Below are 26,058 nucleotides of genomic sequence, written 5' to 3' on the forward strand. Positions count from 1 at the left end.
GTCTGGTCTCGTCAACGGCCTCGACGCCACTGAAGACATCGCCGATGAGATCTCGGCGGGACTGCCTGTGTCGTCCTGGTGACGCGGCACGCCCGGCCGGCGGGGAGCTCCGCGACATCGCCGCCGGTCGCCGCCGGGACCGGACATCGCCGCCTCGGTGCTGACCGGGAACGACTGTCACCTCGCCGGCCAGGAACCGGAGGTGCTGCGCGCCGCCCGCACCGGTCGTCGATCGTCGAGATCACGGCCGATGCACTGGCGCCCGGCACGTTGGGCAACCACTCGGCCATGGCCACGTCGAAGGCCGGCGTCGCGACCCGGCCGTGCGGCCGGCTGCCACGCCCGGGAGCAGGGCTGGAAGCGAGACGGAGGCCACGCCCAAGGCGGCGCCTGAGCCGAAAACTTTCGCGTAATTCGGTGGCTCTTCCCCCCGGGCAGGCGCCTGACGGATAGTGAGTGCGCCGATCTTCAACCTCAAGTCTCAAGACCGCGGCTTGAGAAGAGACGAGAAGAGACGAGAAGAGACGAGACGAGTAGGCACGAGATGACGCGGAAGAAGGCCCTGGTGGTCAGGGGCGGTTGGGAGGGTCACCAGCCGGTCCGGGCCACAGAGCTGTTCCTGCCCTTTCTACGCGGCAACGGATACGACGTCCGGGTCGAGGAGTCGACCGACGTCTACGCCGACGCCGCCGAGATGGCCCGCACCGATCTCGTCGTGCAGTGCGTCACGATGTCGGAGATCAGGGGTGAGGAGCTGTCGGGACTGAGCGCGGCGGTCGAGGCCGGGACGGGCCTCACCGGCTGGCACGGCGGCATCGCGGACTCGTTCCGCGCCTCGTCCGACTATCTCCACCTGGTGGGAGGGCAGTTCGCGACTCACCCGGGCAAGGAGCCCTGTCAACGCCGGGGCGTTCAGGAGGACAACTACCTGCCGCACATGATCGACATCACGGACCTCGGCCGCGAGCACCCCGTCACCGCGGGTATCGAGGACTTCGAGCTGCACACCGAGCAGTACTGGGTGCTCCACGACGACCTGATCGACGTCCTGGCCATCACCACCCATCCCGCCCGACCGTGGCAGCCCTGGCACCGGCCGGTGACCTCGCCTGCGGTCTGGGCCCGGCGGTGGGGTGCCGGGCGGGTCTTGGTGACGACCCCGGGACACAGTCTCGACGTGCTGGAGAACCCGAACGTCCGCACCATCATCGAAAGGGGCATGCTGTGGGCGACGCGCACCGCGTCGGCGTCGTAGGTCTCGGCGTCATCTCCCGCGCGTACCTGGACACGCTCGTCGGCCATCCCGCCGTGCGCGTCACCGCAGTCGCCGATCTCGACGCGTCCCGGTCGGCAGCGGTCGCCGCCGAACTGCCCGATACGCAGGCCATGTCCGTCGAGGAGTTGCTGAGCAGCTCGGATGTGGACACGGTGCTGAACCTCACCGTCCCCGCGGCCCACTCCGAGATCGCGCTCGGCGCGATCGGCCATGGAAAGCACGTCTACGGGGAGAAGCCGCTGGCCGCCGACCTGCCTGCCGCTCACGCCGTGGTGGAGGCCGCCGCGCAGGCCGGTGTGGGTCTGGGATGCGCTCCGGACACTGTGCTCGGCACCGGGATCCAGACGGCGCGCGCGGCGGTGTCGGCGGGAAGCATAGGGCGTCCCCAGTTCGCCTCCGCCGTGATGGTCACAGCGGGGCATGAGCGCTGGCATCCTCACCCCGACTTCTACTACGCCGCCGGGGGTGGCCCGCTGCTGGACATGGGGCCGTACTACCTCGCGTCCCTGATCCACCTCCTGGGCCCGGTGCGGGCCGTGATCGGGGCCACGAGCCGGTTGCGGAGCGAGCGCGTGATCGGTTCCGGCCCGCGCGCGGGCGAGCGGATACCGGTGGAGGTGGACAGTCATGTCGCGGGGGTGCTCGAGCATGTGAACGGGACTCTGACGACGATCACGACGAGCTTCGACGGGGTGGCCGCCACAGCCGTGCCGATCGAGGTGCACGGCGATGCGGGAACCCTGGCGGTCCCGGATCCGAACCACTTCGACGGTGAGGTACGCCTCTTCGAACTCGGCGGCACCCAGTGGCACCCGCTCCCCGCGTCCGCGGGCTACGTGGACGGTGCACGCGGCCTCGGCCTGCTCGACTTCGTCACCGCGGGCCGGCGGCGGGCACCTCGCGCGAACGGCGACCTCGCCCTGCACGTGCTGGAGACGATGAGCGCCCTCCTGCGTTCGTCGGCCGAGGGACGGCGGATCGAGCTGACCACCTCGGCGGAGCCGCCCGTCGTCGTTCCGCTGACGCCCGCCGCGCAGTGGAGGGGCGCCGACACCCGGCGGGCCGCACAGCGCTGAGGGCCAGCACCGAGGGCCCCCTGAGCGGGTGTCAGCACACTACGCTGACACAGAACCCGTAGCCGACTAGGCCGTGTTTTAGAAGTGGGCTTCGCCCCTTGCCCTGTGCCGTGATGATCGCGGTGTGGGGCGCCGGCATTGCCGGGATAGAGCACGACCCGCACCCCGGACAGCTCCAGCTCCGCCAGATCGTCCGCCCTGGGCACACACAGCACCGGCAGCCGGGTACGGCTGAGATACCGGAACGAGGCCCGCTCCCGAAGAATGATCAACGGACGCCGGTCCAGCTGCTCCAGCGTCTCGATCCACATGTTCACCTGGTACATGAAGTCCCGCGACACCGCGGCAAAACTGAAATACAGCGCCACCTCGGGCCCATACGCGGCGAGTTGACGGTTCACCTCGGCGAACACGTCTTCCGCCACCGGCATCCGGCGGGCCCGCCGATACTGCTCCAGCAGCGCGAGCACGGCCATCACGGACATACCGACGGTCAGGGCGAAGCCGATGTACGCCCAGTTCCAGGCACCCGTGCCCAGCGCCGCCAGGAGCCCCGCGTGGGCGAACAGGTCCAGGTGGAGCAGCTTGCGCCGGAAGCGCCGGAACAGCAGCGCCGGGGGTTCCTTCGGGATGGGCAGCGCACTCATGTCGAGGTTGCGCACCACCAGCGGCAGCACCCGGCGCCGCCGGATCGCGTGATGCACAGCGGTGTACAGCATCATCAGCGCGAAATGGACGCCGAACACGGCCAGCCCGGTGACCAGCACGGCATCAGGTGCGTCCATCCGGTCGGCCAGCGCAAGCAGCATCACCGTCCGCACGGCGAACCGCAGCGTGCGGTCGAGTTGCAGCGAGGCCAGGCGACGGACGAATGCCGGGGCCCGGCGGTGCAACGCCTCGTCCGCGAGATAACTCACCGCCGACGCCGTCGCGAAGCCCCACAGGGACGGCAGCAGCGCGAGGACGGGCAGCGTCGCGAAGCCGGCGACCAGCAGGAGGACAAGGACAAGGTCGGTCGTCCCGCGCACGCGCAGGACGCCGCACAAGCGGCGGATCATCGTGGACAAGGTTCCCCCCAAGGAACTGGGAACGGCGGTAACGCCGTTGGTTGCCAGTTCGACAGGGGCAGGGGCCGAAGGGTTGTGCACCCTGAGGTGGCGAGTTGTTCACCTTTGCTTGGTGCGGGGTTCTTCCAGTGGACTCCGCCGAATACGTCGTACGACGGGCGCCGCTACGGCCGTCGAAGGTCGTCCTCACTGTCGGCGGGGCGGGCTATTCTCTGGCCGGTCAAGCGCGTTCGATCAACGGAAGGCTGAGGCCGATGACTGTGTCATCTCGTGACTCGATGCTGGATCTGCTCTCGGCCGAGGGCCCTGATCCGGACCACGCCGAGGCGATGATGCTCTACGGCCGGCTGGTCGGTACGTGGAACATCGACAACCGGTATCGGTTCAGCGATGGCCAGTGGCGCAGCGCAGCGGGCGAGTGGCGGTTCGGCTGGGTTCTCGGCGGACGTGCGGTGCAGGACGTGCTCTTCTGCCCGGAATTCCACGACCGCTACCCCGGCACGACCGTCCGCATGTACGACGTGACGACCGGGCTGTGGCAGATCACGTGGATCTCGCCGAAGCTTCCTTCGTACTTCTCCCAGGTCGGCAGGCCGGACGGGGCCGGTGGAATGATCCAGGAGGGCACCGACTCCGAGGGCAGGCGCTCACGGTGGACGTTCACCGACGTCACACCTGCCTCTTTCCACTGGCAGGGGTACAGCGCCGCTCCCGACGGCGAGTTCGAGTTGTTCCAGGAGATGTACGCGACACGCCAGTAGAGCGACATCCGCGGCACGGTGAGGGGCACCTGCCGCGGATGCTCCACGGTCAGGAACCCACGTCCGCCCCTCCGTGCGTTCGGCGACGGCGGCTTCCGCCCAGGCGTGAACGTCGGCTCCGGTGAGAGCGAGGGAGAGGGCCGCCGTCATGCCCCGGCGTCGTGGACGCCGTCGCCGTCCTCGGTGCAGCGGGCGTCGAACTCGGCCAGGTCGGCGGCGGGTTCGGGGTTGCCGGGGTGGACGACCGTGAGGGCCCGCGGCCGCAGGACGGAACGGAATCGCCGGGTTCCGGCCACCGCCGTACACCACCTGATCGGCCATCATGGGTAGCCGTGCCCGCCATCATGGGCAGGCGTGCCGTTCAGCGCACCGCACGCCGCTCCCGCCCGTCCCCGGATGCCACGAAGGAGTGTGCGCGATGGGAATCTACGAGGACGTCTTCCGCACCAGCATGGAAGACCCCGAGAACTTCTGGCTGAAGGCGGCGGAGGGCATCGACTGGGATGTCGTCCCGCAACGCGCCCTGGATTCCTCCAGCGCCCCCTTCTACCGCTGGTTCACCGACGGCCGGCTCAACGTCTGCTTCAACGCGCTCGACCGACACATCGAGGCCGGCCGGGGCGAACAGCCCGCGCTCGTCTACGACTCGCCCGTCACCGACACGAAGCGCAGCTACACCTACGTACAGCTGAGGGACGAGGTGGCGGCCTTCGCGGGGGCGCTCGTGCGGCTCGGTGTGGGGCACGGCGACCGGGTCGTGATCTACATGCCGATGGTCCCCGAGGCCGCCGTCGCGATGCTGGCGTGCGCGCGGATCGGCGCGGTCCACTCGGTCGTCTTCGGCGGGTTCGCCCCGCACGAACTCGCCCTGCGCATCGACGACGCCGCCCCCAAGGTGATCGTCTCCGCCTCCTGCGGCATCGAGGGCAAGCGGGTCATCGCCTACAAGCCGCTGCTCGACCGGGCGATCGAACTCGCCGGCCACAAACCGGAGAAGAGCGTGATCCTGCAACGCCCGCAAGAAGAAGCCGCGTTGGGGCCGAATGATCTCGACTGGGCCGACGCGGTGGCCGCCGCGTCACCGGCCGGCTGTGTCGCCGTTCCGGCCACCGACCCCCTCTACATCCTCTATACGTCCGGAACGACCGGGAAACCCAAGGGAGTTGTGCGTGACTGCGGTGGCTACGCGGTCGCCCTGCACTGGTCCATGGGCGCCGTCTACGACGTGGGCCCGGGCGAGACGATGTTCACCGGCTCCGATGTCGGCTGGGTCGTCGGACACTCGTACATCGTCTACGGCCCGCTGCTGGCCGGCGCGACCACGATTCTGTACGAGGGCAAGCCGGTGGGCACTCCGGACGCGGGCCAGTTCTGGCGAGTCGCCGGCGAGTACCGCGTCAAGACCATGTTCACCGCCCCCACGGCCTTCCGCGCCATCCGCAAGGAGGACCCGAAGGGTACGCTCACCGCCGACCACGATCTCTCCGGCCTGCGCTACCTCTTCCTCGCCGGTGAGCGTCTCGACCCGGAGACCTACCACTGGGCGAGCGGCCTGCTGGACATCCCGGTGATCGACCACTGGTGGCAGACGGAGACCGGCTGGCCCATCGTCGCCAACCCGGTCGGCATCGAGGCGGCGCCCCTCAAGGCCGGCTCCCCCACCCGTCCGGTGCCGGGCTGGGACGTTCGCGTGCTCGCCCCGTCCGGCGAACCGGTGCCCGCCGGCGTGGACGGCGCGATCGTCGTGAAGCTCCCGCTTCCGCCCGGCGCGCTGCCCACCCTGTGGAACGACGACGACCGCTACGTCGCCTCCTACCTGTCCGCCTTCGACGGCTACTACCTCACCGGCGACAGCGGGCACATCGACGAGGACGGCTATGTCTTCGTCATGGGCCGCACCGACGACGTCATCAACGTGGCCGGACACCGGCTGTCCACCGGCAGCATGGAGGAGGCCCTGGCCGCTCACCCCGACGTCGCCGAATGCGCTGTCATCGGCGTCGCCGACAGCCTCAAGGGGCAGGTACCGCGCGGCTTCGTCGTCCTCAAGGCCGGAACGGACCGCGAACCGAGCGTCATCGAGGCCGAGTTGGTCCAGTTGGTGCGCGACCGCATCGGGGCCGTGGCGTCCCTGAAGGACATCTCGGTCGTGGCCGCGCTGCCCAAGACCCGCTCGGGCAAGATCCTGCGCAAGACGATGCGCGGCATCGCCGACGGCCACGACGAGCCGATCCCCTCCACGGTGGACGATCCCACCGTCATCGAGGCGTTGCGCCCTGTCCTCCGCCGTACGCCGCCCACTCCTTGACCGCTTCGTCGCCGTCGGCGCGGGGCCCCTGGTCTCGGCCGTCGGCGGGCCGTCAGATCACCATTCGATCTTTCTCAGCAGTCGCAGCAGTGTGTCCCGTTCCGTGTCGGACAGGGCCCCGAAGCAGTCCGCGAGGACTTCGTCGGCGACGGCGTGACCGGCCGTCAGGACCCTTTCGCCCTCGGCGGTGAGGCGGTGCTCGATACGGCGCCCGTGGCCGGGGCGTCGTTCCAGCAACCCCTGCGCCGCCAGCCGGCCCGCGAGCGTACCGAACGCCTGCTCGGTCTGGAAGGTGGCCGCCGCCAGTTCGCGGGCGCTGGCACCGGGTGTGCGGGCGACCGCGCGCAGCGCGTCCCACTGCGCGAGGGTGCTGCCGACGATGGCGAGCCGGCTGTCCAGCGCCCGGTGCTGCCGGTACTGAGCCGCTTTCACGGCCCGTCCGAGGATCTGCAAGTCTGCGGCCATGCGCCCCACCCTAACATCACAACTAAGCTTGTTTAATTAAACATGCTTAGTTACAGTGCCCGGCATGACCTCACACCCTGAACTCCTCACGTCCGGCCCCGCCGACGCCCGCCCCGTCCTGATCCTGCACGGCGGCGGCGGTCCCGCAACCGTCGCCCCGCTCGCCGAGCACTTCGCCGCGGACGCCCACATCCTCCTCCCCACCCACCCCGGCTGGAACGGCACCCCGCGCCCCGCCGGCTGCACCCGCATCAGCGACCTCTCAGCCGTCTACCTGCGGCTTCTGCACGACCACGACCTCTCCGACGTCCTCGTGGTCGGCTCCTCACTCGGCGGCTGGATCGGCGGCGAGATGGCAGTCGCGGACAGCGAGCATCGGATCAGCGGACTCGCACTCATCGACCCGGTCGGCATCCACGTGGCGGAAGAACCGGTCCAGGACTTCTTCGCCCTCGACGCCCGAGGCGTCGCCGAGCACGCCTACCACGATCCCGACCGCTTCTACGTCGACCCCACCACCCTTCCGGCCGAACGCATCGCCGCCGTCCAGGCCAACCTGCGGACCCTGCGCCTCTTCTCCGGCGGCCCCGCCATGAGCGACCCCGGCCTGCGGGACCGCCTGGCCGCCGTCACCGTCCCCGTTCTCATCGTGTGGGGTGAGAGCGACCGCATCGCGACCCCCGCATACGGCAAGCACTACGCGGCCTCCTTCCCCGACGCCCGCTTCGAGCTGATCCCCCGGGCCGGCCACCTGCCCCACCTGGAACAGCCGGCCGACACCTTCGCCCGGCTCGACGCCTTCGCCGACCGGACCCGTCGCCACTGAGCAACGCGACGCGAGCGGAGCTTTCCCTCCTGCGGGCGCCATGGCTCACGTCGCGCGCGTGTCGGATTGCCCGGTCCCGGTTAAGCGAACAACGTCAGGAGGAACAACCGGCAGAAGATCCCATCCGACCAGGAAGCAGGGTGCGCGCATGCCCGGCAGTGAGAGCGAGAACCCGGCCATCCCCTCCCCCACCCCCACGGCGAGTGGGCCCCGGACGAACCGGGACTGGTGGCCGAACCAGCTGGACCTGCAGATTCTTCATCAACACTCATCGCGTTCGAATCCGCTGGACGAGGGCTTCGACTACGCCGAGGAGTTCGCGACCCTCGACGTGGAAGCGCTGAAACGCGACGTCATCGAGGTGATGACCACATCGCAGGACTGGTGGCCGGCCGACTACGGTCACTACGGTCCGCTCTTCATCCGTATGAGCTGGCATTCCGCGGGAACGTACCGGACGGCGGACGGCCGGGGCGGTGGCGGTTCCGGCGCGCAGCGGTTCGCTCCGCTGAACAGCTGGCCGGACAACGCGAGCCTGGACAAGGCGCGGCGCTTGCTGTGGCCGGTCAAGCAGAAGTACGGGCAGCAGATCTCCTGGGCGGACCTGCTGGTCTTCGCCGGGAACTGCGCCATGGAGTCCATGGGGTTCAAGACGTTCGGGTTCGGTTTCGGGCGCGAGGACCAGTGGGAACCGGAGGAGATCTTCTGGGGGCCCGAGGACACCTGGCTCGGGGACGAGCGCTACAGCGGCGACCGGGAGCTCTCCGGTCCGCTCGGCGCCGTGCAGATGGGGCTGATCTACGTCAACCCCGAAGGCCCCAACGGCACCCCGGATCCGCTGGCCGCCGCCCGCGACATCCGTGAGACGTTCGGGCGGATGGCGATGAACGACGAGGAGACGGTGGCGCTCATCGCCGGCGGCCACACGTTCGGCAAGTGCCACGGAGCGGTCGACCCCAGCTACATCGGCGCCGAGCCCGAGGCCGCCCCCATCGAGCAGCAGGGCCTGGGCTGGCGGAACACCCACGGCACCGGGGTCGGCGGCGACGCGCTGACCAGCGGGCTCGAAGGGGCGTGGACGTACGAGCCGACGAAGTGGGACAACGGGTTCCTGGACAACCTGTTCGGCTACGACTGGGAGCTCACCACCAGCCCGGCCGGCGCCCACCAGTGGACGCCCACCGATCCCTCCGCCCGGGACAAGGTGCCCGACGCCCACGATCCGTCCCGGCGGCACGCCCCCATCATGCTGACGACGGACCTCGCGCTGAAGACGGACCCGGTCTACGAGCCGATCGCCCGGCGCTTCCACGAGAACCCGGACCAGTTCGCGCTCGCCTTCGCCAAGGCGTGGTTCAAGCTTCTGCACCGTGACATGGGCCCCCGCTCGCGCTACCTCGGCCCGTGGGTTCCCGAGCCGCAGCTGTGGCAGGACCCGGTGCCCCCGGTCGACCACGACCTGGTCACCGACACGGACATCGCCGCCCTCAAGGAGACTGTCGTCGCCTCCGGCCTGTCCGTCTCCCAGCTGGTCACCACCGCCTGGGCCTCGGCCGCCTGCTTCCGCGGCACCGACAAACGCGGCGGCGCCAACGGGGCCCGCATCCGGCTCGCACCGCAGAAGGACTGGGAGGTCAACAACCTCCCCGAGGTGGCCGGCACGGTACGCGCACTCGAGCAGATCCAGCAGGACTTCAACGCCTCACAGACCGGCCGGACGCGGGTTTCCCTCGCCGATCTGATCGTGCTGGGCGGCTGCGCCGCCATCGAGAAGGCGGCGGCCGACGCCGGGCACGACCTGACCGTCCCCTTCACCCCGGGGCGCACGGACGCCACGCAGGAACAGACCGACGTGGAGTCGTTCGCCGTACTCGAACCCAAGGCGGACGGGTTCCGCAACTACCTCAAGGCGGGCGAGAAGCTCTCCCCCGAGACCCTCCTGCTCGACCGCGCGAACATGCTGAACCTCACCGCCCCCGAAATGACCGTCCTGATCGGAGGCATGCGAGCCCTCGACACCGGCTACAAGGGCTCCGAGCACGGCGCCCTCACCGACCGGCCCGGAACCCTCACCAACGACTTCTTCGTCAACCTCCTCGACATGCGCACGCAGTGGTCCACCTCGGCCACGGACGAGAACGTGTACGAGGGCCGGGACCGGGAAACCGGCGAGGTGAAGTGGACCGCGACCGCCGTCGACCTGGTCTTCGGCTCGCACTCCCAGCTCCGTGCCCTCAGCGAGGTCTACGCCTCCCGTGACGCCGACGCGAAGTTCGTACGGGACTTCGCTGCGGCCTGGGACAAGGTGATGAACCTCGACCGGTACGACATCCGCCACTGAGCGAGCCGCACGGGCACCCGGCCAGGAGCTGTCCGGCTCCTGGCCGGTGCGGCCGGGGTGTCAGGGAATGAACGCCGACCTTGATTGTTGAAAGCGGTATGAAAAAGATCGGGTTCCTGTCCTTCGGACACTGGACACCATCGCCGCACTCGCAGACGCGCTCCGCCGGGGACGCCCTCCTCCAGGCGATCGACCTCGCGGTCGCCGCGGAGGAGCTGGGCGCCGACGGCGCGTACTTCCGCGTCCATCACTTCGCGCGACAGTACGCCTCGCCGTTCCCGCTGCTCGCCGCCATCGGCGCACGTACCAGCCGGATCGAGATCGGCACCGGCGTGATCGACATGCGCTACGAGAACCCCCTGTACATGGCCGAGGACGCCGGCGCCGCGGACCTGATCTCCGGTGGCAGGCTCCAGCTCGGCCTCAGCCGGGGGTCCCCGGAGCAGGTCATCGACGGCTGGCGGCACTTCGGGCACCTGCCGTCCGAAGGCACCACCGACGCCGACATGGCCCGCGCCCACACCGAGCGGCTTCTTGAGGTGCTCACGGGCGAGGGGTTCGCGGAGCCCGACCCCCAGCCGATGTTCTCCAACCCACCCGGGCTGCTGCGCATCGAGCCGCACTCCGAAGGTCTCAAGGACCGCATCTGGTGGGGTTCCGGCTCGAACGCCACCGCGGCATGGGCGGCGCGGCTCGGGATGAACCTGCAGAGCTCGACCCTCAAGGACGACGAGAGCGGCGAACCACTGCACGTCCAGCAGCGCAAGCAGATCGAGACCTACCGCACGGTCTGGCGGGAGGCGGGGCACACCCGCGAGCCGCGGGTGTCGGTCAGCCGCAGCATTTTCGCACTGGTCGACGACCGCGACCGCGCCTACTTCGGCCGTGAGCGCAACTCCAAGGACCAGATCGGCTACCTCGACGCCAACACCCGCGCCGTCTTCGGCCGTTCCTACGCCGCCGAGCCCGACGTACTGGTCAAGCAACTCGCCGAGGACGAAGCGATCGCCGCCGCCGACACCCTGCTCCTGACCGTGCCGAACCAGCTCGGGGTCGCCTACAACGCCCACGTGATCGAGAGCATCCTGACCCACGTCGCTCCGGCACTGGGCTGGCGCTGAGCCCAGCGGGTCGTTGTACACGGGAAAGGTGTGAGCCGGCTTGGGCCGGCATGCGGGCGGTCGGCCGGAACGCAAGTTTGATCCGGTCGACCGTCCGCAGGGCGGGCTCAGAGGGTCAGCGCGAGCACGTCAGCACAGGCAGGGGTTCGTCTCCGCGCCGAGGCCCACGATGTCCTGGTCCCGCAGGGCACCGGCGTAGGCCTGCACCTCGTCCACGTCGCCGTGCAGGTACTCACCCCAGCCGTCTGCGACCTTGCCCCGGCCGATCTGGAGGGCGCCGGTGCTGTGCCAGCCGTCGGGCAGGGTCGCGGTCGCTGCGGCGTTGGTGTAGCCGTCGAGGTAGAGCTTGACGGTGTCGGTGCCATCGTCGTACACCACCGTCAGCCGGTGCCCCTGGCCCTCGCCTCCGTCCGCAGCCGTGACCTGGGAAACGACCTTCTCCGGCGCTCCGGCCTCGTCCCGCTCGGGCATCACCAGCTGCCAGCTGTGCGCGGACGGGTCGTAACGCACCTTGAAGGCATCGGTGTGCTCCCCGGACTGCGAGAGCACGGTCATGGGGTGGGTGGGTTCGGAGTCGGCGAGGCGTACCACGGCACCGAGGGTGAAGCTGTCACCGGTGTCCACCACCGGCCCGGAGGCGGTGGCGTAGCCACTGTCACCATCGAGTGCCAGGTGTCCGTCGCCGACCAGCGGCGGCGGCACATAGGTGCAGTCCGGGTCGATCTCCGGGATGCAGGAGTCCTGCGACGCGCGGTGGATCGACGCTCCCTCGCCGAGTTGCAGCGGTGAGCCGCCGGACTGCTCGGGGCTGGCGCCGTCGGTGACGCTCGACAGCGACCAGTGCCCCAGCAGGCTCGGCTTGCGCCGCGCCAGTTCGGTCACCTCGTCCGGTACGACGACACGGTCGTGGACCTGTACGTCACTGACGTCACCGTGCCAGCGGTCACGGTAGCCGACGGGGCCGCGCGCGCGTCCGATCTGGAAGGCACCGGCGGCTTCCGCGGGAGTCGCCGCGACCGCCTCTCCTGCCTCATGGCCGTTGACGTAGAGGTGGGCCTTGCCGGTCTCGGCGTCGTACATCCCCAGCAGGTGGGCCCACTCCCCCGTCTCGGGGGCGCCACCGGACACGCCCGCTCCTCCGATCACGAACGACCAGACAGGGCCGGAGTCCTGGGGCCGCAGTCCGAGGGTGAACCCGGGCCGCCCGTCGGCGTCCTGGCTGGCGACGGTCATGGTGCGGTCGGTCTCGGCGGGCCGGACCCAGGCGCTGACGGCGAAGGTCTTGCGGAGGTCGGCAGCCGGGGCGTCCGGGGTGAGGAAGCCGTGCCCGCTGCCGTCGAGGGCTGCCGCGGTGCCGGCCGTGGTGCCGCTGGGCGCAGAGCCGCCGAAGGTGACGCCACTGCCCGCACGCGCAGGCGTGCCCGTCTCGGCGGCCGCCGTGCGCGACCCCGCCGGGTCGTCCAGCTTCCAGCGGGCGACGGGCGCCCGGCCGGATTGCACATTGAACTCGTACCGGGTTGTCGTGCTGCTGCGGCCGGCCCGGTCGATGGCGCGGACCGTCAGATACTTGGGACCGGCGCTCAGCGGCAGGTAGGGGATGGTCACGGCGCCGCCGAGCTGGTCGGCGGTCACGGTGCCGTTGGGGCCGCCGAGGAAGCTGTAGACGTACGACACCACGTCGTCGGAGGGCGAGTCGACGGTGAAGTGGCCCCAGACGCCGACGCCGTCCACCCAGAACACCTCATCCGGTGTGGGGTACTCGGGTGAGCTGATCGTCGGCCGCTCGGGACTGGTGTCGTCGTAGACGAACGAGCAGACCGAGCCGTCGCCCTCGTCACTCCAAGTGGAGGTGGCCTGGCCGTCGTTGGCGCGGACGTGCCAGGAGATGACGGTGTTCGCCGGAAGGTCGCTCGGCATCGTCCAGTACTGACGCTGTCCCGAGGTGAGGGTGATGGTGGTGTAGGAGCGGCGTTGCTCCGTCCCGTCGGCGTCCTTCCACCATGCCTCGAACTCGCCCGAGAGCGGGCTGGACTCGCTGGGCTGGTTGTCCTCTTCCGGGTCGTACAGTACGGCGCTCAGCCGGGGCGGAGTCGGTACGTACACGGTGTCGTCACCGGTCGCGCAGGGCTTGCCGCCCGACTGGAGATCCTCGACGAGGGGTTGGTTCGGCGGCAGGTTGTCCACGGCGTGCGCCGTGCCGGTGAGGCCTGCCAGCAGCGCGGCCGCACAGGCCCCCACCACCGCTCCTCTGCGTCTGCCGCTTTTCCACGACATCTTCAACTGGCCCTCCCCTGTGCGCGCTTGAGGCTCGTTGATCACACGAGCCAACAGAACCTAACAGGCGGCACTGACAGTGCCGAACGGGTTTCCCGCTCCGGCACGCGAAGTCCCGGCCCCGGCCGCGGTGTTCGCCGCACGGTAGCCGTCATGGGGTGGCGAACAGCGGCAGGCGCAACGTCGTGTGGGCATAACGGGCCGACGGACCGGGGTCGTGCGCGGCGGAACGGCGGGAACGAGGAGGGCGGCGTGCGGCGAGGGCGGTGCTGGGCAGACCCATTGCGCAGGCCGGTCTCGCGGATCGACCGCCGCGTCCGACATACGTGACCGAAGGGGATGCGCCGGGGTGGGGCCGCGGTCAGCGGCGCGCCACCTGCGGAGATGACTGCGTGGTTCTGCGGCGTGCCGCCGTGTTCAGCGCCTCACGGATCTCCGGCGGCAGGGTTCGGCGGTGCGGCCAGTCGACGACGAGCTGCGCGATCTCCCGCATTTTGGTGTTGGTGCCTTGAGACACCTCACGCAGGATCTCCCAGGCGGTGGCGGGGCGTACCCCGGTGCAGGCGACGACCACGCCCAGGGCCTGGTCGATGACGGCGTGCGCGGCGACCGCCTGGCGGAGCTGGGCGACCTCCGCTTCCAGGGCCGCGATCCGGTCAGTGCTGTCGAGGCGCTCTGGCATCGTGACGTGAACCCTCTGGTCGGACTGGACATTCGGTATGGATCACATCTGCCCGCCTCGGAAGACGGCGAAAGTCCAGTAAACGAACAATCGTTCAGGGGCTGTCCACGGAACGAAACGCACCCCCGTGCCGCCACGGTCGGCCAGCCGCATCGCCTGCGGTCGCCCGTGCCCGTACTGCCAAGATGGGGGGATGGACTCCCTCTTGTTCGAAAGCGACGACCTCGAGGTGACGGAGGACTTCCTCTGCCGTGCCTACGCCGACATGCGCATCGGCAGCGCGACGCCCCAGTCCAGCCGGGCCCGGGTACGGCGCGACGCCACCCCGTCGATCAGCATCGACGAGCTCGAGCTCGACTTCGAGATGTCGTACTCCGTGAGCCCGCTGGGCAAGATCTGCCTGTGCGTCGTCCACGAGGGGACCGTCCAGGACCACGTCCTGCGCGGTGTGGACGACAACTTCGGGCCCGGTGACACGGTGCTGTTCGCCCCGCCCGACGAGCCGTACGAGGGGCGCATCTGCAATGCCCGCTACAACATCACGATGGTCGACCCCGCTCTGCTGAACCTGGTCGCCGCCACCGAGGGCGGTCCGCTGCGCGCGCCCGTGCGGCTGACCGGGCACCGTCCCCGCACCCGGGCCGGGGCCGACCGGCTCAAGAGCACCATCTTCTACCTGCGGGACCAGGTGCTGTCCGACCCCGAGGTCGAGTCGCACCCGCTGCTCCTCTCGACCGGCAGCCAGTTGCTCGCCGCCAGCATCCTGGCGGCCTTTCCCCACACCGCGCGCACCGACGCCACCACCCGGGATCGCGTCGACGCGCACCCCGCCACCCTCAGGCGGGCCATCGCCTATATCGACGACCACGCCGACCAGCCCCTGACGGTGGCCGACATCGCCGACGCCGTGCACGTCACGATCCGCACGCTCCAGTACGCCTTCCGCCGCCACCTCGACACCACACCGCTGGCCTATCTGCGCCAGGCCCGGCTCACCCACGCGCACCGGGATCTGCAGGCGGCCGACCCGGACGGCAACGTCACCGTGGCCGAGGTGGCGGCCCGCTGGGGCTTCCTGCACCCGGGCCGGTTCGCCGCCCAGTACCGGGCCGCCTACGGCACCAACCCCGCCGTGACCCTCAACAACGACGCCGGGCCCGCCGCCGCGAAGAAGGCGTGACGCCGACCGGCTCGACCTGTGTCCGGGTGCCGTCTTCAGTCGGCTGTCAGGATCTCCACGCCGAGCGTCGTGAGCTGTTCGACGACCGTGTCGTGGGGATCGGCGTCGGTGATCAGCCCGCTGACCTTGTCCCAGGGCAGGACGCGGAACCGTGAGGCCGTGCCGATCTTCTCGGAGGAGGCCAGGATGTACGTGTCCGCGGCCCGGGCGGCGAGGGCACGCTTCATCGCCGCCTCCTCGGCGTCTGCGGTGGTCAGTCCCGCCTCGGGGTGCACGCCGGTCACGCCGAGCAGGCAGAGGTCGGCGGAGATGTTCTGCGCGGCCTCGACCGCGGCGGCTCCGCAGGCCACCGCCGAGTGCTTGAAGATGCGGCCCCCGAGCAGGAAGAGCTCCGCCTGCGGATGGTCGAGCAGGGCCGCGGCAATCGTCGGGCTGTGCGTGATCACGGTGCAGGCGAGATCGTGCGGAAGGGCGCGGGCGACGGCGAGGGCGGTGGTGCCCCCGTCGAGGATCAGCGTGCCGCCGGCCGGCACCAGCCCGGCGGCCACCGAGGCGACCTTCTGCTTGCCGTCCGGCGTCACCGCCTGCCGGGCGGCATAGTCCACCACCGCCGGTGAAGCGGGCAGTGCGCCGCCGTAGACCCGTTGGCACAGTCCCTCGGCGGCGAGCTCGCGCAGATCGCGCCGCACGCTGTCCTCGGAGATCCCCAGTTCCGCAGCGACGTCCTTGGCGATGATCTTGCCCTCGGTCGCGAGCAGACCGAGCAGGTGATCACGCCGTTCAGCAGCCAGCATCCGCACTCCTTCGCGTTCTTGCACGTTTCTGCATGTATCGTAGCGCGTCATGACCGACAACCCGATGCTCATCCTGATCGCCGGGCCCTACCGTTCCGGTACCGAGGGCGATCCGCAGGCCATGGCCGCCAACCTCGCCCGGCTCGAAGAGGCCGCCTGGCCCGTCTTCGCCACCGGCCACCTCCCCGTGATCGGGGAGTGGCTCGCCCTGCCCGTCCTGCGCTCCGCCGGCGCCGGGCCCACCGACCCCCTCGCCGAGGAGGTCCTCTACCCGACCGCCGACCGGCTGCTCGCCCATTGCGACGCCGTGCTGCGCCTGCCCGGCGACTCGGCGGGAGCCGACCAGGACGTCGCCACCGCCCGCCACCGCGGCCTGCCCGTGTACCACGACATCACCGAGATCCCCCGCCGCACCCCGCAGGAGAAGCCGTGACACCCCGCCCCGGCATCGACCTGCCCGACCACCGCGGCCGCACCGGCCTCGACCGGGCCGGGCGCGACCTGGACCGCAACCCCGACGTCGTGATCCGCGACGTCGAGCTGACCTCCCAGGGCTGGCACGTCCTGCGCCGCACCACCTTCGACTACCGCCGCCGCGACGGACGCTGGGAGACCCAGACACGCGAGACCTACGACCGCGGCAACGGTGCCGTCGTCCTGCCCTACGACACCGCGCGCGGGCGCGTCCTGCTGATCCGCCAGTTCCGCTACCCGGCCTACGTCAACGGCCATCCCGACGGCATGCTCGTGGAAGCGGCGGCGGGGTTGCTCGACGCCGACGACGCGCCCACCGCCATCCGCCGCGAGAGCGCCGAGGAACTCGGCGTGACCCTCGGCCGGCTCACCCACGTCCTCGACGCCTACATGAGTCCCGGCTCCGTCACCGAACGCCTGCACTTCTTCGCCGCCCCCTACACACCGGACGACCGAACCGGTACCGGCGGCGGACTCGAGGAGGACGGCGAGGACATCGAGGTCCTCGAACTCCCCTTCGCGGAAGCCCTCGCCATGACCCGTGACGGCCGCATCACCGACGGCAAGACCATCCTGCTCCTGCAATGGGCGGCCCTGGACGGGCCGTTCGCCCCCGGCGCGGTCGCCGTCGCCGGCTGACCTACAGGAAGTCGTCGAGTATGTGCTCACCGTCGCCCGGTCCGTGCCACGCAGCGGAGCGCCACCCCGGTCGGGGGGCGGCGCTCCGATGGGACCCGGCACGCGGGGAGCCGAGAAAGGGCTCAATGCTCGCAGAGGGAGAATTCCCGTTCGTAGAGCTGCTCGTTGTGCTCGTCGACGAAGAACTTGCGTTCCTGCATGAGCTGTTCGCGGTACGCCTTGGCCTGTTCAAGCGTCATGGTCGAGGAGGCGGACCACGGCTGCTGCGGGGGCACGTCGGACGTCGAGACGATCGTTTCCGACGGATCCACCAGGAAGAACGCGAGAATCTTGCGATATCCGGGGCGGGTCGGGTCCGCGAGGCGGAACGAACCGACGCGGTGTTGCAGGATGTTCGGGAAGGCCAGGCAGCGGCCTGCCGGGGTCGACGCCGATCCCAGGACCTGGTTCAGTGCGTCTTCGTCCTCCAGGCCGTAGACCTCACGTACCCCGTTGTTGTCGTTCTGCTCGTAGCTCGGGTTGTCGAGAGCCGTCCGGAAACTCAGGCGGCTCTCGGTGATGTTCTCGCTGTCCCAGTAATAGATGCCGGTCGAGACGATCCGCTCGTTCAGCATGCCTTCGACATGCCAGGAGCCACCGGGGTATTCAGGTTTCTCCGGCGTGAGGTGAATGGCGGCAATCTTGACGATGACCTGGAGCGAGCGGCCGCGCAGGTCGACGCGGGAGGAGTCGTCGGGCGTCCGGGGCGGGGTGAAGGCGGGGGCGTCCGGAATGACCGGGCGACGGTTCTCCCACCAGTCGTCGTACGTCTCCTCCCATGCCTCGACGGCTTCGGCGTACGCCTCCTCGTCGCTGTAGGAGGACTCTTCCGGCTGCTCCGGCTCCGAGTCGTACCACCCGTACGGATCGGCCTTGATCCGCAGCGGTCGCGGATGACGCAGGTCGGTCAGTACGTTCTCCCAGAGCGGGCGGAAACGCGCGAACAACTCCGGCAGCACGGAGACGAGTTCGCGATGGGCCTCGGGATGGACATTGTTGACGTAGGACCGGAAGGCGACAGCGCCGTCCTCGCTGACGTCCACGTCCGTCGGCAGCCACTGGAACTTCTCCGAGAATTCGTACTTCGAGAATCGGTCCGTCGGATTGCGCCAAGCCCGCTCGGGTGCGCCGCTGACGTCCCGTACCAAGCAGAACAGTGAGGGATGGACCAGATCCAGTACGAGGCCGTCCGATCCGGGGTGCCAGTCCCTTTCCGCCTCGGGGACCTGTTCCAGCGGCCGTACCGCCTCGCGCAGCCGCGAACCGAGCTGGTCGTCGATGAGGGTGTCCGACTGCCACACTCCGTCCACGGCGGAGACCTCGATGCCGGTGCGTGCGTCGCGGAGCGCGGCGTAATGGCGCAGCTCGTCCAGCACGTAACGGACCTGCGCTTCGGTCAGGCCCTGGGCGATCGCCTCCCGGGTCCACCTGGCGGCGATCTCGGCGTCGTTCATCTTGTCGAACCACCGCGGCTTCGACCGAATCTGTGAGCTGCACTCCATCATCTGGAGTTCCCGCAGTGTTCGGGGGGTCGCGATCCCTATGGAACGGGAAGCTTGAAAGGGCAGCGGAAAAGTGGACAGGTCAGTCAATTCTCTGAGTCTTCCCCGTGGGTTGAGTGGTGGCCGGAAGAATACTTGAGGGGACTGACACAGCCGTGGTCGCCAACGGTCCACGGCCGTTGGACAGCAGGGGTGATCGACGGCGCGTCACCAGGACGCGCGGTCAGGCGTCGACCGCCTCGCGCCGGGTGGCCGGCTGCGCCGAGGCGGCGATGCGGGCCGCGCGGTCCGGCATGGTGAAGGCGAAGAGCGCGGCGAGCGCGGAGACGGCCGCGAGCACCAAGTAGGCGTGCTGGAAGGCGGAGAGGGGCGGATGGGCCTCGGGGCCCGTGCCGACCGCGGTGGCCGAGGCCAGCACGACGGTGACCACCGCCGGGGCGGCGGCGTTGGCGGCCTGCCGTACGACGGTGTTGAGGGTGGAGGCGTGCGAGACGTCCGCCTTGGCGATGGCCGTGAACGAGGCGACCGTCGTGGGCATGAACACCCCGCCCATGGCCGCGCCGAGCAGGAACATCAACACCCGGAACTCCCAGAGCGAGGACGCGGCGTCCAGCCGGGAGAAAGCGACCAGCACCAGTGCCACCCCGAGCAGGCCGCAGCCCGCGATACGGCGCGGGCCGATTCTCGCGTAGAGCGGTCCGACGAGCTGGACGGTGAGCAGCACACCGAGTGCCTCGGAGAAGGTGGCGGACCCGGACTCCCACGCGCTCAGGCCCAGGCCCTCCTGGAGGAAGAGCGGGCCGAGGAACATCGCCCCCATGAAGCCGATGAAGCCGATGAAGGCGGTGATGTTGGTGTCGCGGAAGAGCCGGTCGGTGAAGAGGCGGACCCGCAGGGCGGGTTCGGGCACCCGCAGCTCGACCACCACGGCCGCGCCCAGCAGGGTCGCGCCGCCGATCAGTCCGGCCATCACCAGCGGACTCCCCCAGCCCATCTCCGCGCCCTCGCTGACGCCGAACATCAGCCCCGCGGTGCCGAACGCGGTGAGCACCAGGCCCGGCACGTCGAGGCGGCCGGGGACGTGGTCGCGGTGCCGGTCGAGGAAGAGCAGCCCGAAGACCAGGACCGCGGCGCCGATGGGGAGGTTGGCGTAGAACACCCAGCGCCACGACAGGTGGTCGACGAGCCAGCCCGCTCCCATCGGGGCGAGGGCGGGCGCCACCTGCTGCGGGATGATCATGTACCGGGAGACCTTGACCTGCTCGGACAGGCTGAAGGTGCGGTAGAGCAGGGCTGCGGTGACGGGCAGCAGAATGCCGGCCGCCAGGCCCTGGAGGGCACGCCAGGCGACGAGTTCGCCGAGCGACCCGGCCGCGCCGCAGAGCCCGGAGGCGAGGGTGAAGACGGCGAACGAGACGAGTACCGTGCTCCGGCCGCCGAAGCGGTCCCCGAGCCATGCCGAGACCGGGACGGCCAGGCCGACGCAGACGGGGTAGACCACGACGACGGCATCGAGGCCGGCGGTGGCGAGCCCGAAGTCCCTTCCGATGGAGGGCAGGGCGACCGTGGTCCCGGCTCCGTCCACGATGGACATGAACGCGGTGACCACACAGACGACGGGAACGACGATGCGCTGGTTGAGGCGTACGGACACATGCTGAGCATACTCAGTTTGAGTAACGTCATTATTTCCTGGAGGCCGTTCACCGCGCGCAGGACGGCCGGTCGCCCGACGGCCCGGCGCCCGCATGCGGTAGGAACGGACACGCGGCGCACGGCGGTTGTGGCCGAGGAAGACATGCCGACGAGAACGGGGGCGCCACGGTGAGGGACGTACCGGGCAGCAGTGATCCATTGGTCGACGAGATGTTCGCCACCACCCACCGACTGCGGTCCTACGTCGACGGACGGCTGGCCGAGAAGGGCACCTCCGTGGCACGGCTGCGTGCCCTGCGCTTCCTCGCCCACACCGCCGAGCCGATGCGGATGCGCGACCTCAGCGACATGCTGGGCATCGCCGCCCGCACCGCGACCAGCCTGGTGGACGCCCTGGAGCGGGACGGCCTGGTGGTACGGCTGCCGCACCCCACCGACCGTCGCGCCCATCTGCTCGCTCTCACCGACGCGGGCCGCTCCTGCCACCAAGAGGCGGAGGACCTGGACCGGGAGGCCCTGAGCACGGCCACCGGAGCTCTCACCGCCGAGGACCGCGCCGTTCTGCGCACCTTGCTGGCCCGCATCCGCGACACGGTCGACGCCGCCCCGAAGCACCCCCGCCCCGCCGGTGCGGCACAGGACGCACCGCACCAGGGACGGTCCCGGCCGCGGTAGGCCGTCGCCACGGCACAGCCCGAGGCACTCTCAGGGGCGGACCTCGACGTAGTCGCCGGCCGCCTTGGCGGGCCCGGTGGTGGTCGAGCCGGTGAAGTTCCAGCGCCAGTAGCCGTCCCTGACCGCCTTGACGGTGGTGCGCAGGGTGCCCGTGCTGCTGGTGTTCACCGTGGCCACCGTGGTGTAGGTGCTGCTGCCCTTGGGGCGGAACTGCAGTTTCACCGCCCGGCCCGCGTATCCCGCGTACCTGTAGGTGTCCCAGTTGGCCCGCACCAGCTTGCCGGTGACGGTGATGCGCGCGCCCTTGGCCACCGGTTCCGGGGCCGCGTTGACGGTCAGTCGCGCGGCCCGCTTGAGAGCGAACGACCCCGCCCCGGGGGCGAACACGGTGTCGCCGTCGACCGCGTCGACCAGGGCGTCCACCGCCCAGGTTCCCGCGTTGGCGTTGGCCAGGTCCACCGGGTCGTCACTGCCGGGAGCCGGATGGGCGTTGACCGTGAAGACCGTCGTGCAGGCCGTGGGGCTCTCGCAGAAGGCGTCGGTGGTGTAGAAGCCTCCGTGCGGCCCCTTCAGGTCCACATCGACGAAGGCCAGTCCGGAGTCGTCCGATCCGGTGACCGTGACCGGGAACACCACATCGCGCGTGATCCCCACGATGACGTCATGCCCGGAGTTGACCACCGCACCGCTGACCACCGGCTCGGTGGCCGGGGCACCGGATACGGCACCGGCCGGGGTCCCCACCAGCACAACGGCAACGGCTCCCACCACGGCTCCGCGCCCCGTCGCCTTCCGGACGGGCCGGCGCCACGAGGCGTGGGCGCCGCGGACGGGCGGGCAGTCCTCTCGCCCGCCGGGTTGTCTCTCGCCCATCGGCGCGACATACAGACTCATCATTCCTCCACGGGAACACGGCGTGCCGCCGACCACGGTCCGGTCAAGGGCGGTCGGCGGCAGGCACAGCAGACCGGTCCATGTCTCCTCCTACGACCACCGAACCGGCCCGAACGTTGCCCTGCTTCGGCGGCCCCGCCGAGCGCCCGTTCAGGGAGCAACCGGCGTCGGCCGGGCCGGGAGGCGCCGTACGTCCGGGACACACAGCAGCGCGAGAGCAGCGGGGACGGCGAGGGCCGTCATCGCGTACAGCGTGGGCCGGACGCCGAGCACCTCGGACACCGGGCCGGCGACCGCGAGCCCGAGCGGCATGAGGCCCGACGACAGCAGATAGTCGTAGGAGCTCACACGGGACAGGACGTCTTCCGGCACATGTGTCTGCAGCGCGGTGTCCCACGTGACGAAGAAGACGGAGACGGCGACCCCGGTGACCGCCTCGAGCGTCACGATCAGGGCGAGTGGTGCCCCCGATCCGATGATGACCGCCTGGCAGGACGCCACGGCGAGGGCCGCGGCGCCGATCGCCATGGGGCGCCGGGCGGCCAACCGGTACGCGGTGATGTCACCGACGACGGCGCCGATCCCGAAGCCCGCGGTGACCGCCGACCAGCTCGCGGCACCGCCCCACTCCTTCTCGGCCAGCACCGGTCCCAGTACGAACACCGACGGCAGCACGACGACGTGGTACACCGAGATGGCCGCCATTCCGGACCACACCCAGGGACGGCTGCGCACGTGGATCCAGCCCGCACGCAACTCCCCCAGGAACGCCGTCGCGGTGCCGGTGCCGGGCTCCGGCGTCTCGGCCGCCGTCGTCCGGGGCCGCAGCCGGGCCAGGAACGCGGCGCTGACCGCGAAGGTCACGGCATCCAGGGCCAGGGCGCCGCCGGCACCGGCCAGCAGGACCAGGCCGCCGGCGAGAGCCGGCCCCAGCACCAGCCCGGCCGACCGCACGAATCCGCGCAGGGCGTTCGCCTCCCGCAGCCGGTCGGGCCCGACGACCTGGGGTATCAGGCCCGTCGAAGCCGGCATGAAGAAGGCGTCCGCGGTCCCGAACACGATCATCAGCAGCACGAGATGGGTTACGGCGGCGACGCCGGTCAGCAGCAGTACCGCGGCGATGCCTTGCACGACGCACCGCACCACGTCGGACACGAGCATGATGCGATGGCGCCGGAAACGGTCCGCCCAGACACCGCCCACCAAGGTGAACAGAAGCGTCGGCAGCAGTCCCGCCGCCGCCACCGCCCCGACGTCGGCGGCGGACCCGCCCACCGAGAGCACGGCGAAGGGCACCGCCACGAAGGACACCCGGTCCCCCAGAACCGACAGGGACTGCCCGATGAACAGGCGGGCGAACTGCGGCTCTTCGCGCAGCACAGCGGGAATCAGGGATCTCATGAGCGGCCGATCGGGAGGGAAGGACGGGAAGTGCGGCGTCCGATCCTAGGAAGATCCCGCCCTCTCGGTCATCCGGATTTGCGCCGGGCCGAGGTGGGCCGCCGACCGCCTGCGGGACCGGCCCGTCCCGCGGTGCCCGCAGGCGGTTCCACGGCGGGTTCAGGGCATCATCTCGTACGCCGCCGACAGTGCCTCGACGCGCTGCCAGACACGCTGTGCACGCTCGCCGTCGACAGCCGGGCGTCGGACCGCTCCGAGCGCCCAGCGCTGCTGCTCCCCGGTCGCGGAGTCCTTGCCGTGCAGTTCGACGGCGTGTGCGGAGAAGTCCCGGACGAGGACGGCGAACAACTCGTCGAGCACATCCTCGTCGAGGCGCGTCAGGGCGGCCTGCTCCAGAACCAGCTGGCCGTGGACGACGAGTGCGAAGAGCTGCCCGACGGCGAGGAGCAGGTCGAGGTCCCGGCTCTGCTCCTCGCCAGGAGCGGCCGTGCGGACGAACTCGCAGAGCGCGTCGGCCTGTTCGCGGAAACGCGTGACGTTGGGCAGGTGGGCGTAGGCGTCGAAGGCCGGACGCCAGTCGTGGAACCGCACCGAGCCCAGACCGCGGGCCGGGCCCTGGCGGAAGAGGAAGTCGTCGTCGGCCGCGTCGAGGCGGGTGGGGACGGGCTCGTACGGGACCGGCTCCAGGAGGTGGTTGCGCATGAACTTGAGGATCAGGGCGAGGTTGACGTGGACGGTCCCCTCCAGCTTCGGCAGGCCGCGGATCTCGACGGCGGCCTGGGCGAAGTAGTTGTCCTTCTCGAAGCCCTTGGCGGCGATCACGTCCCACATCAGGTCGATGACCTTCTCGCCCTCGGTGGTCACCTTCATCTTCGTCATCGGGTTGAAGAGGAGGTAGCGGCGGTCGTCGGGGCCCGCGGTGCGGAAGTAGTCCACCGCGCGGTCGCTGAACAATTTCATGCCGACGAGCCGGACGTAGGCGTCGGTCAACTCACGCCGTACGTGCGGGAAGGCGGTGACGGGACGGCCGTAGAGAATGCGGTTCTGCGCGTGCGTCACGGCCTCGTACATCGCGTGCTCGCAGATGCCGATCGAGGCGGTGCACAGGTTGAACTTGCCGACGTTGACGGTGTTGAGGGCGGCGTCGAAGGCGGCGCGACCGGTGTGCAGGACGTCTTCGGACGCCACGGGGTAGTTCTCCAGGCGGAACTCGCTGACGAACTTGGAGGAGTCGACGACGTTCTTCACCAGGTGGTAGTCGGGGTGGCGGCTGTCGGCGGCGAAGAAGACGTAGCCGTCGGGGCCTTCGACGTCGGTGCGGCGGCCGAAGACGGAGACGAGCCCGGCGGCGTTGCCGTTGCCGATGTAGTACTTGGAGCCGGTGGCCCTGAAGCCGCCGCTGCCGTCGGGCTCCAGGAGCATGTCGGTGGAGTAGATGTCGGCTCCGTGTGCCTTCTCGGACAGACCGAAGGCGAACACCTCGCCCTGGGCGAGCAGTTCGGCGGCGCGGGCACGGGCGGCGGGGTTGTCGCTCTGCCAGACGGGGCCGAGGCCGAGGATGGTGACCTGCCAGGCGTACCAGTAGTCCAGGCCGTAGAAACCGAGGATCTCGTTGAGGGCGGCGATGCGGGCGGTGTCCCAGCGCTTGTCGCCCTCTCCCTCAGCGGCGGCCGAGGCAGGCGTCAGGAAGGTCGCGAACAGGCCTTCCTTGGCGGCGAAGGCGAGGAAGTCGCCGAGCCAGGCGCGGGTCCGGTAGTCCTCGATCAGCCGGCGCTTGCCGCGTTCCTCGAACCAGTCGACGGTGGCGCGCAGCAGCCTGCGCGTCTCCGGGTCGAAGTGCGCGGGGTCGTACGTCCGCGGGTTGAAGAGCAGCGCGTCGGCCATGGGTGCCGCCTTTCGGCTGGGAATGTGAGGGTGGATCCGGGACCGGGTGCGGGCCCGGGATGCCTGCGCGGCCGGTCAGCGACCGGTGCCGAAGCGGGCGAGGGTGGCGAGGACGTCGTCGAGCCAGGCGATCATCATGCGCTCGTAGGCGATGCCGCCGCGGAGCACGACGTGCTGGAGTTCCCGTTCGGCGTCGAGCGGGCCGTCCGGAGGGAGTTCACCGAAGTCGCGGGTCTCGCCGGCGAGGTAGTGGGCGAGGCGGTCCGTGTGCGCCCGGCGGTGCCGCTCGACCTCGCTGATCAGGACGGCCGGATCGTCGAAGGCGGCGCCTCTGACCTTCACCGCCAGGTCGTGCCGCACGCTCTCGGGCTGGGTCGGTTCGTGGAGCCACGCGGAGAGCGCGTCGCGTCCGGGCCCGGCGACGGAGTACTCCTTCTTGTCCGGACGCCCGTACTGCGCCACGTCCTTCACGTCCACCCAGCCGTCGGCTTCCATGCGCTTGAGCACGCGGTAGATCTGCTGGTGGGTGGCGGTCCAGAAGTACCCGATGGAGCGTTCGAAGCGGCGGGCCAGCTCATAGCCGGAGCCCGGCTTCTCCAGCAGGGACACGAGGATCGCATGGTCGAGCGCCATGACCCCGATGCTGCTATGCACCTCGTTGCATAGCAACCTTGTTGTGGTGAGACACGCCTCACGCGGTGCGGATGGCACACGTCACCGCCC

22 protein-coding genes are annotated in these 26,058 nt (G+C 70.1%); 11 read left to right on the forward strand and 11 right to left on the reverse strand.

Going from position 1 to position 26,058, the window contains the following annotated elements:
- Positions 1 to 544 precede the first annotated feature (544 nt).
- The 3 genes from DI272_RS00365 to DI272_RS44075 all read left to right on the forward strand — a co-directional run bounded on the left by DI272_RS00365 (position 545) and on the right by DI272_RS44075 (position 4,180).
- On the forward strand, positions 545 to 1,255 hold the full coding sequence (locus DI272_RS00365; RefSeq protein WP_109493138.1) for a ThuA domain-containing protein: 711 nt from the start codon (positions 545 to 547) through the stop codon (positions 1,253 to 1,255).
- Positions 1,225 to 2,352, forward strand: a complete 1,128-nt coding sequence (locus DI272_RS00370; RefSeq protein WP_109493139.1) for a Gfo/Idh/MocA family protein — start codon at positions 1,225 to 1,227, stop codon at positions 2,350 to 2,352. Before DI272_RS00365 ends, DI272_RS00370 begins: the two co-directional genes overlap by 31 nt.
- A 1,321-nt stretch (positions 2,353 to 3,673) precedes the next feature.
- Entirely contained in the window at positions 3,674 to 4,180 is a 507-nt protein-coding gene (locus DI272_RS44075) for a hypothetical protein (RefSeq protein WP_146238293.1), read from the forward strand.
- Positions 4,181 to 4,326: 146 nt separating this feature from the next.
- Here the strand turns inward: DI272_RS44075 and DI272_RS46120 are convergent, their stop codons facing one another.
- Positions 4,327 to 4,476 (reverse strand): hypothetical protein, encoded by a 150-nt coding sequence (locus DI272_RS46120; protein ID WP_181387035.1) that lies wholly within the window; start codon positions 4,474 to 4,476, stop codon positions 4,327 to 4,329.
- A gap of 122 nt (positions 4,477 to 4,598) precedes the next feature.
- On the opposite strand from DI272_RS46120, the gene DI272_RS00380 reads away from it, so the two are divergent.
- Entirely contained in the window at positions 4,599 to 6,488 is a 1,890-nt protein-coding gene (locus DI272_RS00380; RefSeq protein WP_109493140.1) for a propionyl-CoA synthetase, read from the forward strand.
- 57 nt (positions 6,489 to 6,545) lie between these two features.
- Here the strand turns inward: DI272_RS00380 and DI272_RS00385 are convergent, their stop codons facing one another.
- Positions 6,546 to 6,953 (reverse strand): MarR family winged helix-turn-helix transcriptional regulator, encoded by a 408-nt coding sequence (locus DI272_RS00385; RefSeq protein WP_109493141.1) that lies wholly within the window; start codon positions 6,951 to 6,953, stop codon positions 6,546 to 6,548.
- Between the two features lie 64 nt (positions 6,954 to 7,017).
- Between DI272_RS00385 and DI272_RS00390 the strand changes: the two genes are divergently transcribed.
- From DI272_RS00390 to DI272_RS00400, 3 genes are all read left to right on the forward strand, one after another.
- The gene (locus DI272_RS00390) at positions 7,018 to 7,779 is read left to right on the forward strand and encodes an alpha/beta fold hydrolase (RefSeq protein WP_109493142.1); all 762 of its coding nucleotides are present in this window, start codon (positions 7,018 to 7,020) and stop codon (positions 7,777 to 7,779) included.
- A gap of 148 nt (positions 7,780 to 7,927) precedes the next feature.
- Entirely contained in the window at positions 7,928 to 10,120 is a 2,193-nt protein-coding gene (gene katG / locus DI272_RS00395; RefSeq protein WP_109493143.1) for a catalase/peroxidase HPI, read from the forward strand.
- Between the two features lie 98 nt (positions 10,121 to 10,218).
- Positions 10,219 to 11,241, forward strand: coding sequence for an LLM class flavin-dependent oxidoreductase (locus DI272_RS00400; RefSeq protein WP_109493144.1), 1,023 nt, complete (start codon positions 10,219 to 10,221; stop codon positions 11,239 to 11,241).
- 129 nt (positions 11,242 to 11,370) lie between these two features.
- On the opposite strand, the gene DI272_RS00405 is transcribed toward DI272_RS00400, so the two are convergent.
- Complete coding sequence (locus DI272_RS00405) at positions 11,371 to 13,515, reverse strand: LamG domain-containing protein (RefSeq protein WP_181387036.1); 2,145 nt, start codon at positions 13,513 to 13,515, stop codon at positions 11,371 to 11,373.
- Positions 13,516 to 13,876: 361 nt separating this feature from the next.
- The gene (locus DI272_RS00410) at positions 13,877 to 14,197 is read right to left on the reverse strand and encodes an ANTAR domain-containing protein (protein ID WP_109493146.1); all 321 of its coding nucleotides are present in this window, start codon (positions 14,195 to 14,197) and stop codon (positions 13,877 to 13,879) included.
- 193 nt (positions 14,198 to 14,390) lie between these two features.
- Here DI272_RS00410 and DI272_RS00415 point away from each other — a divergent pair, with 193 nt between their 5' ends.
- On the forward strand, positions 14,391 to 15,377 hold the full coding sequence (locus DI272_RS00415; protein ID WP_109493147.1) for an AraC family transcriptional regulator: 987 nt from the start codon (positions 14,391 to 14,393) through the stop codon (positions 15,375 to 15,377).
- Positions 15,378 to 15,412: 35 nt separating this feature from the next.
- On the opposite strand, the gene DI272_RS00420 is transcribed toward DI272_RS00415, so the two are convergent.
- Complete coding sequence (locus DI272_RS00420) at positions 15,413 to 16,171, reverse strand: DeoR/GlpR family DNA-binding transcription regulator (RefSeq protein ID WP_109493148.1); 759 nt, start codon at positions 16,169 to 16,171, stop codon at positions 15,413 to 15,415.
- A gap of 49 nt (positions 16,172 to 16,220) precedes the next feature.
- Between DI272_RS00420 and DI272_RS00425 the strand changes: the two genes are divergently transcribed.
- Together DI272_RS00425 and DI272_RS00430 are read left to right on the forward strand one after the other, a co-directional pair.
- Complete coding sequence (locus tag DI272_RS00425; RefSeq protein ID WP_181387037.1) at positions 16,221 to 16,604, forward strand: DUF4406 domain-containing protein; 384 nt, start codon at positions 16,221 to 16,223, stop codon at positions 16,602 to 16,604.
- Positions 16,601 to 17,284: an NUDIX domain-containing protein gene (locus DI272_RS00430; RefSeq protein ID WP_109493149.1), complete on the forward strand. Its 684-nt coding sequence runs from the start codon at positions 16,601 to 16,603 to the stop codon at positions 17,282 to 17,284. Before DI272_RS00425 ends, DI272_RS00430 begins: the two co-directional genes overlap by 4 nt.
- A gap of 122 nt (positions 17,285 to 17,406) precedes the next feature.
- Here the strand turns inward: DI272_RS00430 and DI272_RS00435 are convergent, their stop codons facing one another.
- Positions 17,407 to 18,915, reverse strand: a complete 1,509-nt coding sequence (locus DI272_RS00435) for a DUF4246 domain-containing protein (RefSeq protein WP_109493150.1) — start codon at positions 18,913 to 18,915, stop codon at positions 17,407 to 17,409.
- A gap of 133 nt (positions 18,916 to 19,048) precedes the next feature.
- Positions 19,049 to 20,479, reverse strand: coding sequence for a DHA2 family efflux MFS transporter permease subunit (locus tag DI272_RS00440; protein WP_109493151.1), 1,431 nt, complete (start codon positions 20,477 to 20,479; stop codon positions 19,049 to 19,051).
- Between the two features lie 170 nt (positions 20,480 to 20,649).
- Between DI272_RS00440 and DI272_RS00445 the strand changes: the two genes are divergently transcribed.
- A complete protein-coding gene (locus DI272_RS00445) occupies positions 20,650 to 21,156 on the forward strand; it encodes a MarR family winged helix-turn-helix transcriptional regulator (protein WP_258314400.1) in 507 nt (168 codons plus the stop codon).
- Positions 21,157 to 21,186: 30 nt separating this feature from the next.
- Here DI272_RS00445 and DI272_RS00450 read toward each other — a convergent pair whose 3' ends face one another.
- From DI272_RS00450 to DI272_RS00465, 4 genes are all read right to left on the reverse strand, one after another.
- A complete protein-coding gene (locus DI272_RS00450) occupies positions 21,187 to 21,927 on the reverse strand; it encodes a calcium-binding protein (RefSeq protein ID WP_109493152.1) in 741 nt (246 codons plus the stop codon).
- Between the two features lie 273 nt (positions 21,928 to 22,200).
- On the reverse strand, positions 22,201 to 23,451 hold the full coding sequence (locus tag DI272_RS00455) for an MFS transporter (protein WP_181387038.1): 1,251 nt from the start codon (positions 23,449 to 23,451) through the stop codon (positions 22,201 to 22,203).
- A gap of 159 nt (positions 23,452 to 23,610) precedes the next feature.
- Entirely contained in the window at positions 23,611 to 25,335 is a 1,725-nt protein-coding gene (locus tag DI272_RS00460) for an acyl-CoA dehydrogenase family protein (RefSeq protein ID WP_109493154.1), read from the reverse strand.
- 75 nt (positions 25,336 to 25,410) lie between these two features.
- A complete protein-coding gene (locus tag DI272_RS00465; RefSeq protein WP_109493155.1) occupies positions 25,411 to 25,968 on the reverse strand; it encodes a PadR family transcriptional regulator in 558 nt (185 codons plus the stop codon).
- Positions 25,969 to 26,058 lie beyond the last annotated feature (90 nt).

Origin of the sequence: Streptomyces sp. Act143 (genome assembly GCF_003143935.1) — a bacterium.
Classification (GTDB): Bacteria; Actinomycetota; Actinomycetes; order Streptomycetales; family Streptomycetaceae; genus Streptomyces.

What these genes read in the sequence shown, in the direction of transcription:
- DI272_RS00365 (WP_109493138.1), top strand. Translation starts at nt 545, where the DNA reads ATGACGCGGAAGAAGGCCCTGGTGGTCAGGGGCGGTTGGGAGGGTCAC.
- DI272_RS44075 (WP_146238293.1), top strand. Translation starts at nt 3,674, where the DNA reads ATGACTGTGTCATCTCGTGACTCGATGCTGGATCTGCTCTCGGCCGAG.
- DI272_RS00380 (WP_109493140.1), top strand. Translation starts at nt 4,599, where the DNA reads ATGGGAATCTACGAGGACGTCTTCCGCACCAGCATGGAAGACCCCGAG.
- DI272_RS00385 (WP_109493141.1), bottom strand. Translation starts at nt 6,953, where the DNA reads ATGGCCGCAGACTTGCAGATCCTCGGACGGGCCGTGAAAGCGGCTCAG.
- DI272_RS00390 (WP_109493142.1), top strand. Translation starts at nt 7,018, where the DNA reads ATGACCTCACACCCTGAACTCCTCACGTCCGGCCCCGCCGACGCCCGC.
- katG (WP_109493143.1), top strand. Translation starts at nt 7,928, where the DNA reads ATGCCCGGCAGTGAGAGCGAGAACCCGGCCATCCCCTCCCCCACCCCC.
- DI272_RS00400 (WP_109493144.1), top strand. Translation starts at nt 10,219, where the DNA reads ATGAAAAAGATCGGGTTCCTGTCCTTCGGACACTGGACACCATCGCCG.
- DI272_RS00405 (WP_181387036.1), bottom strand. Translation starts at nt 13,515, where the DNA reads ATGTCGTGGAAAAGCGGCAGACGCAGAGGAGCGGTGGTGGGGGCCTGT.
- DI272_RS00410 (WP_109493146.1), bottom strand. Translation starts at nt 14,197, where the DNA reads ATGCCAGAGCGCCTCGACAGCACTGACCGGATCGCGGCCCTGGAAGCG.
- DI272_RS00415 (WP_109493147.1), top strand. Translation starts at nt 14,391, where the DNA reads ATGGACTCCCTCTTGTTCGAAAGCGACGACCTCGAGGTGACGGAGGAC.
- DI272_RS00420 (WP_109493148.1), bottom strand. Translation starts at nt 16,171, where the DNA reads ATGCTGGCTGCTGAACGGCGTGATCACCTGCTCGGTCTGCTCGCGACC.
- DI272_RS00425 (WP_181387037.1), top strand. Translation starts at nt 16,221, where the DNA reads ATGACCGACAACCCGATGCTCATCCTGATCGCCGGGCCCTACCGTTCC.
- DI272_RS00455 (WP_181387038.1), bottom strand. Translation starts at nt 23,451, where the DNA reads ATGAGATCCCTGATTCCCGCTGTGCTGCGCGAAGAGCCGCAGTTCGCC.
- DI272_RS00460 (WP_109493154.1), bottom strand. Translation starts at nt 25,335, where the DNA reads ATGGCCGACGCGCTGCTCTTCAACCCGCGGACGTACGACCCCGCGCAC.
- DI272_RS00465 (WP_109493155.1), bottom strand. Translation starts at nt 25,968, where the DNA reads ATGGCGCTCGACCATGCGATCCTCGTGTCCCTGCTGGAGAAGCCGGGC.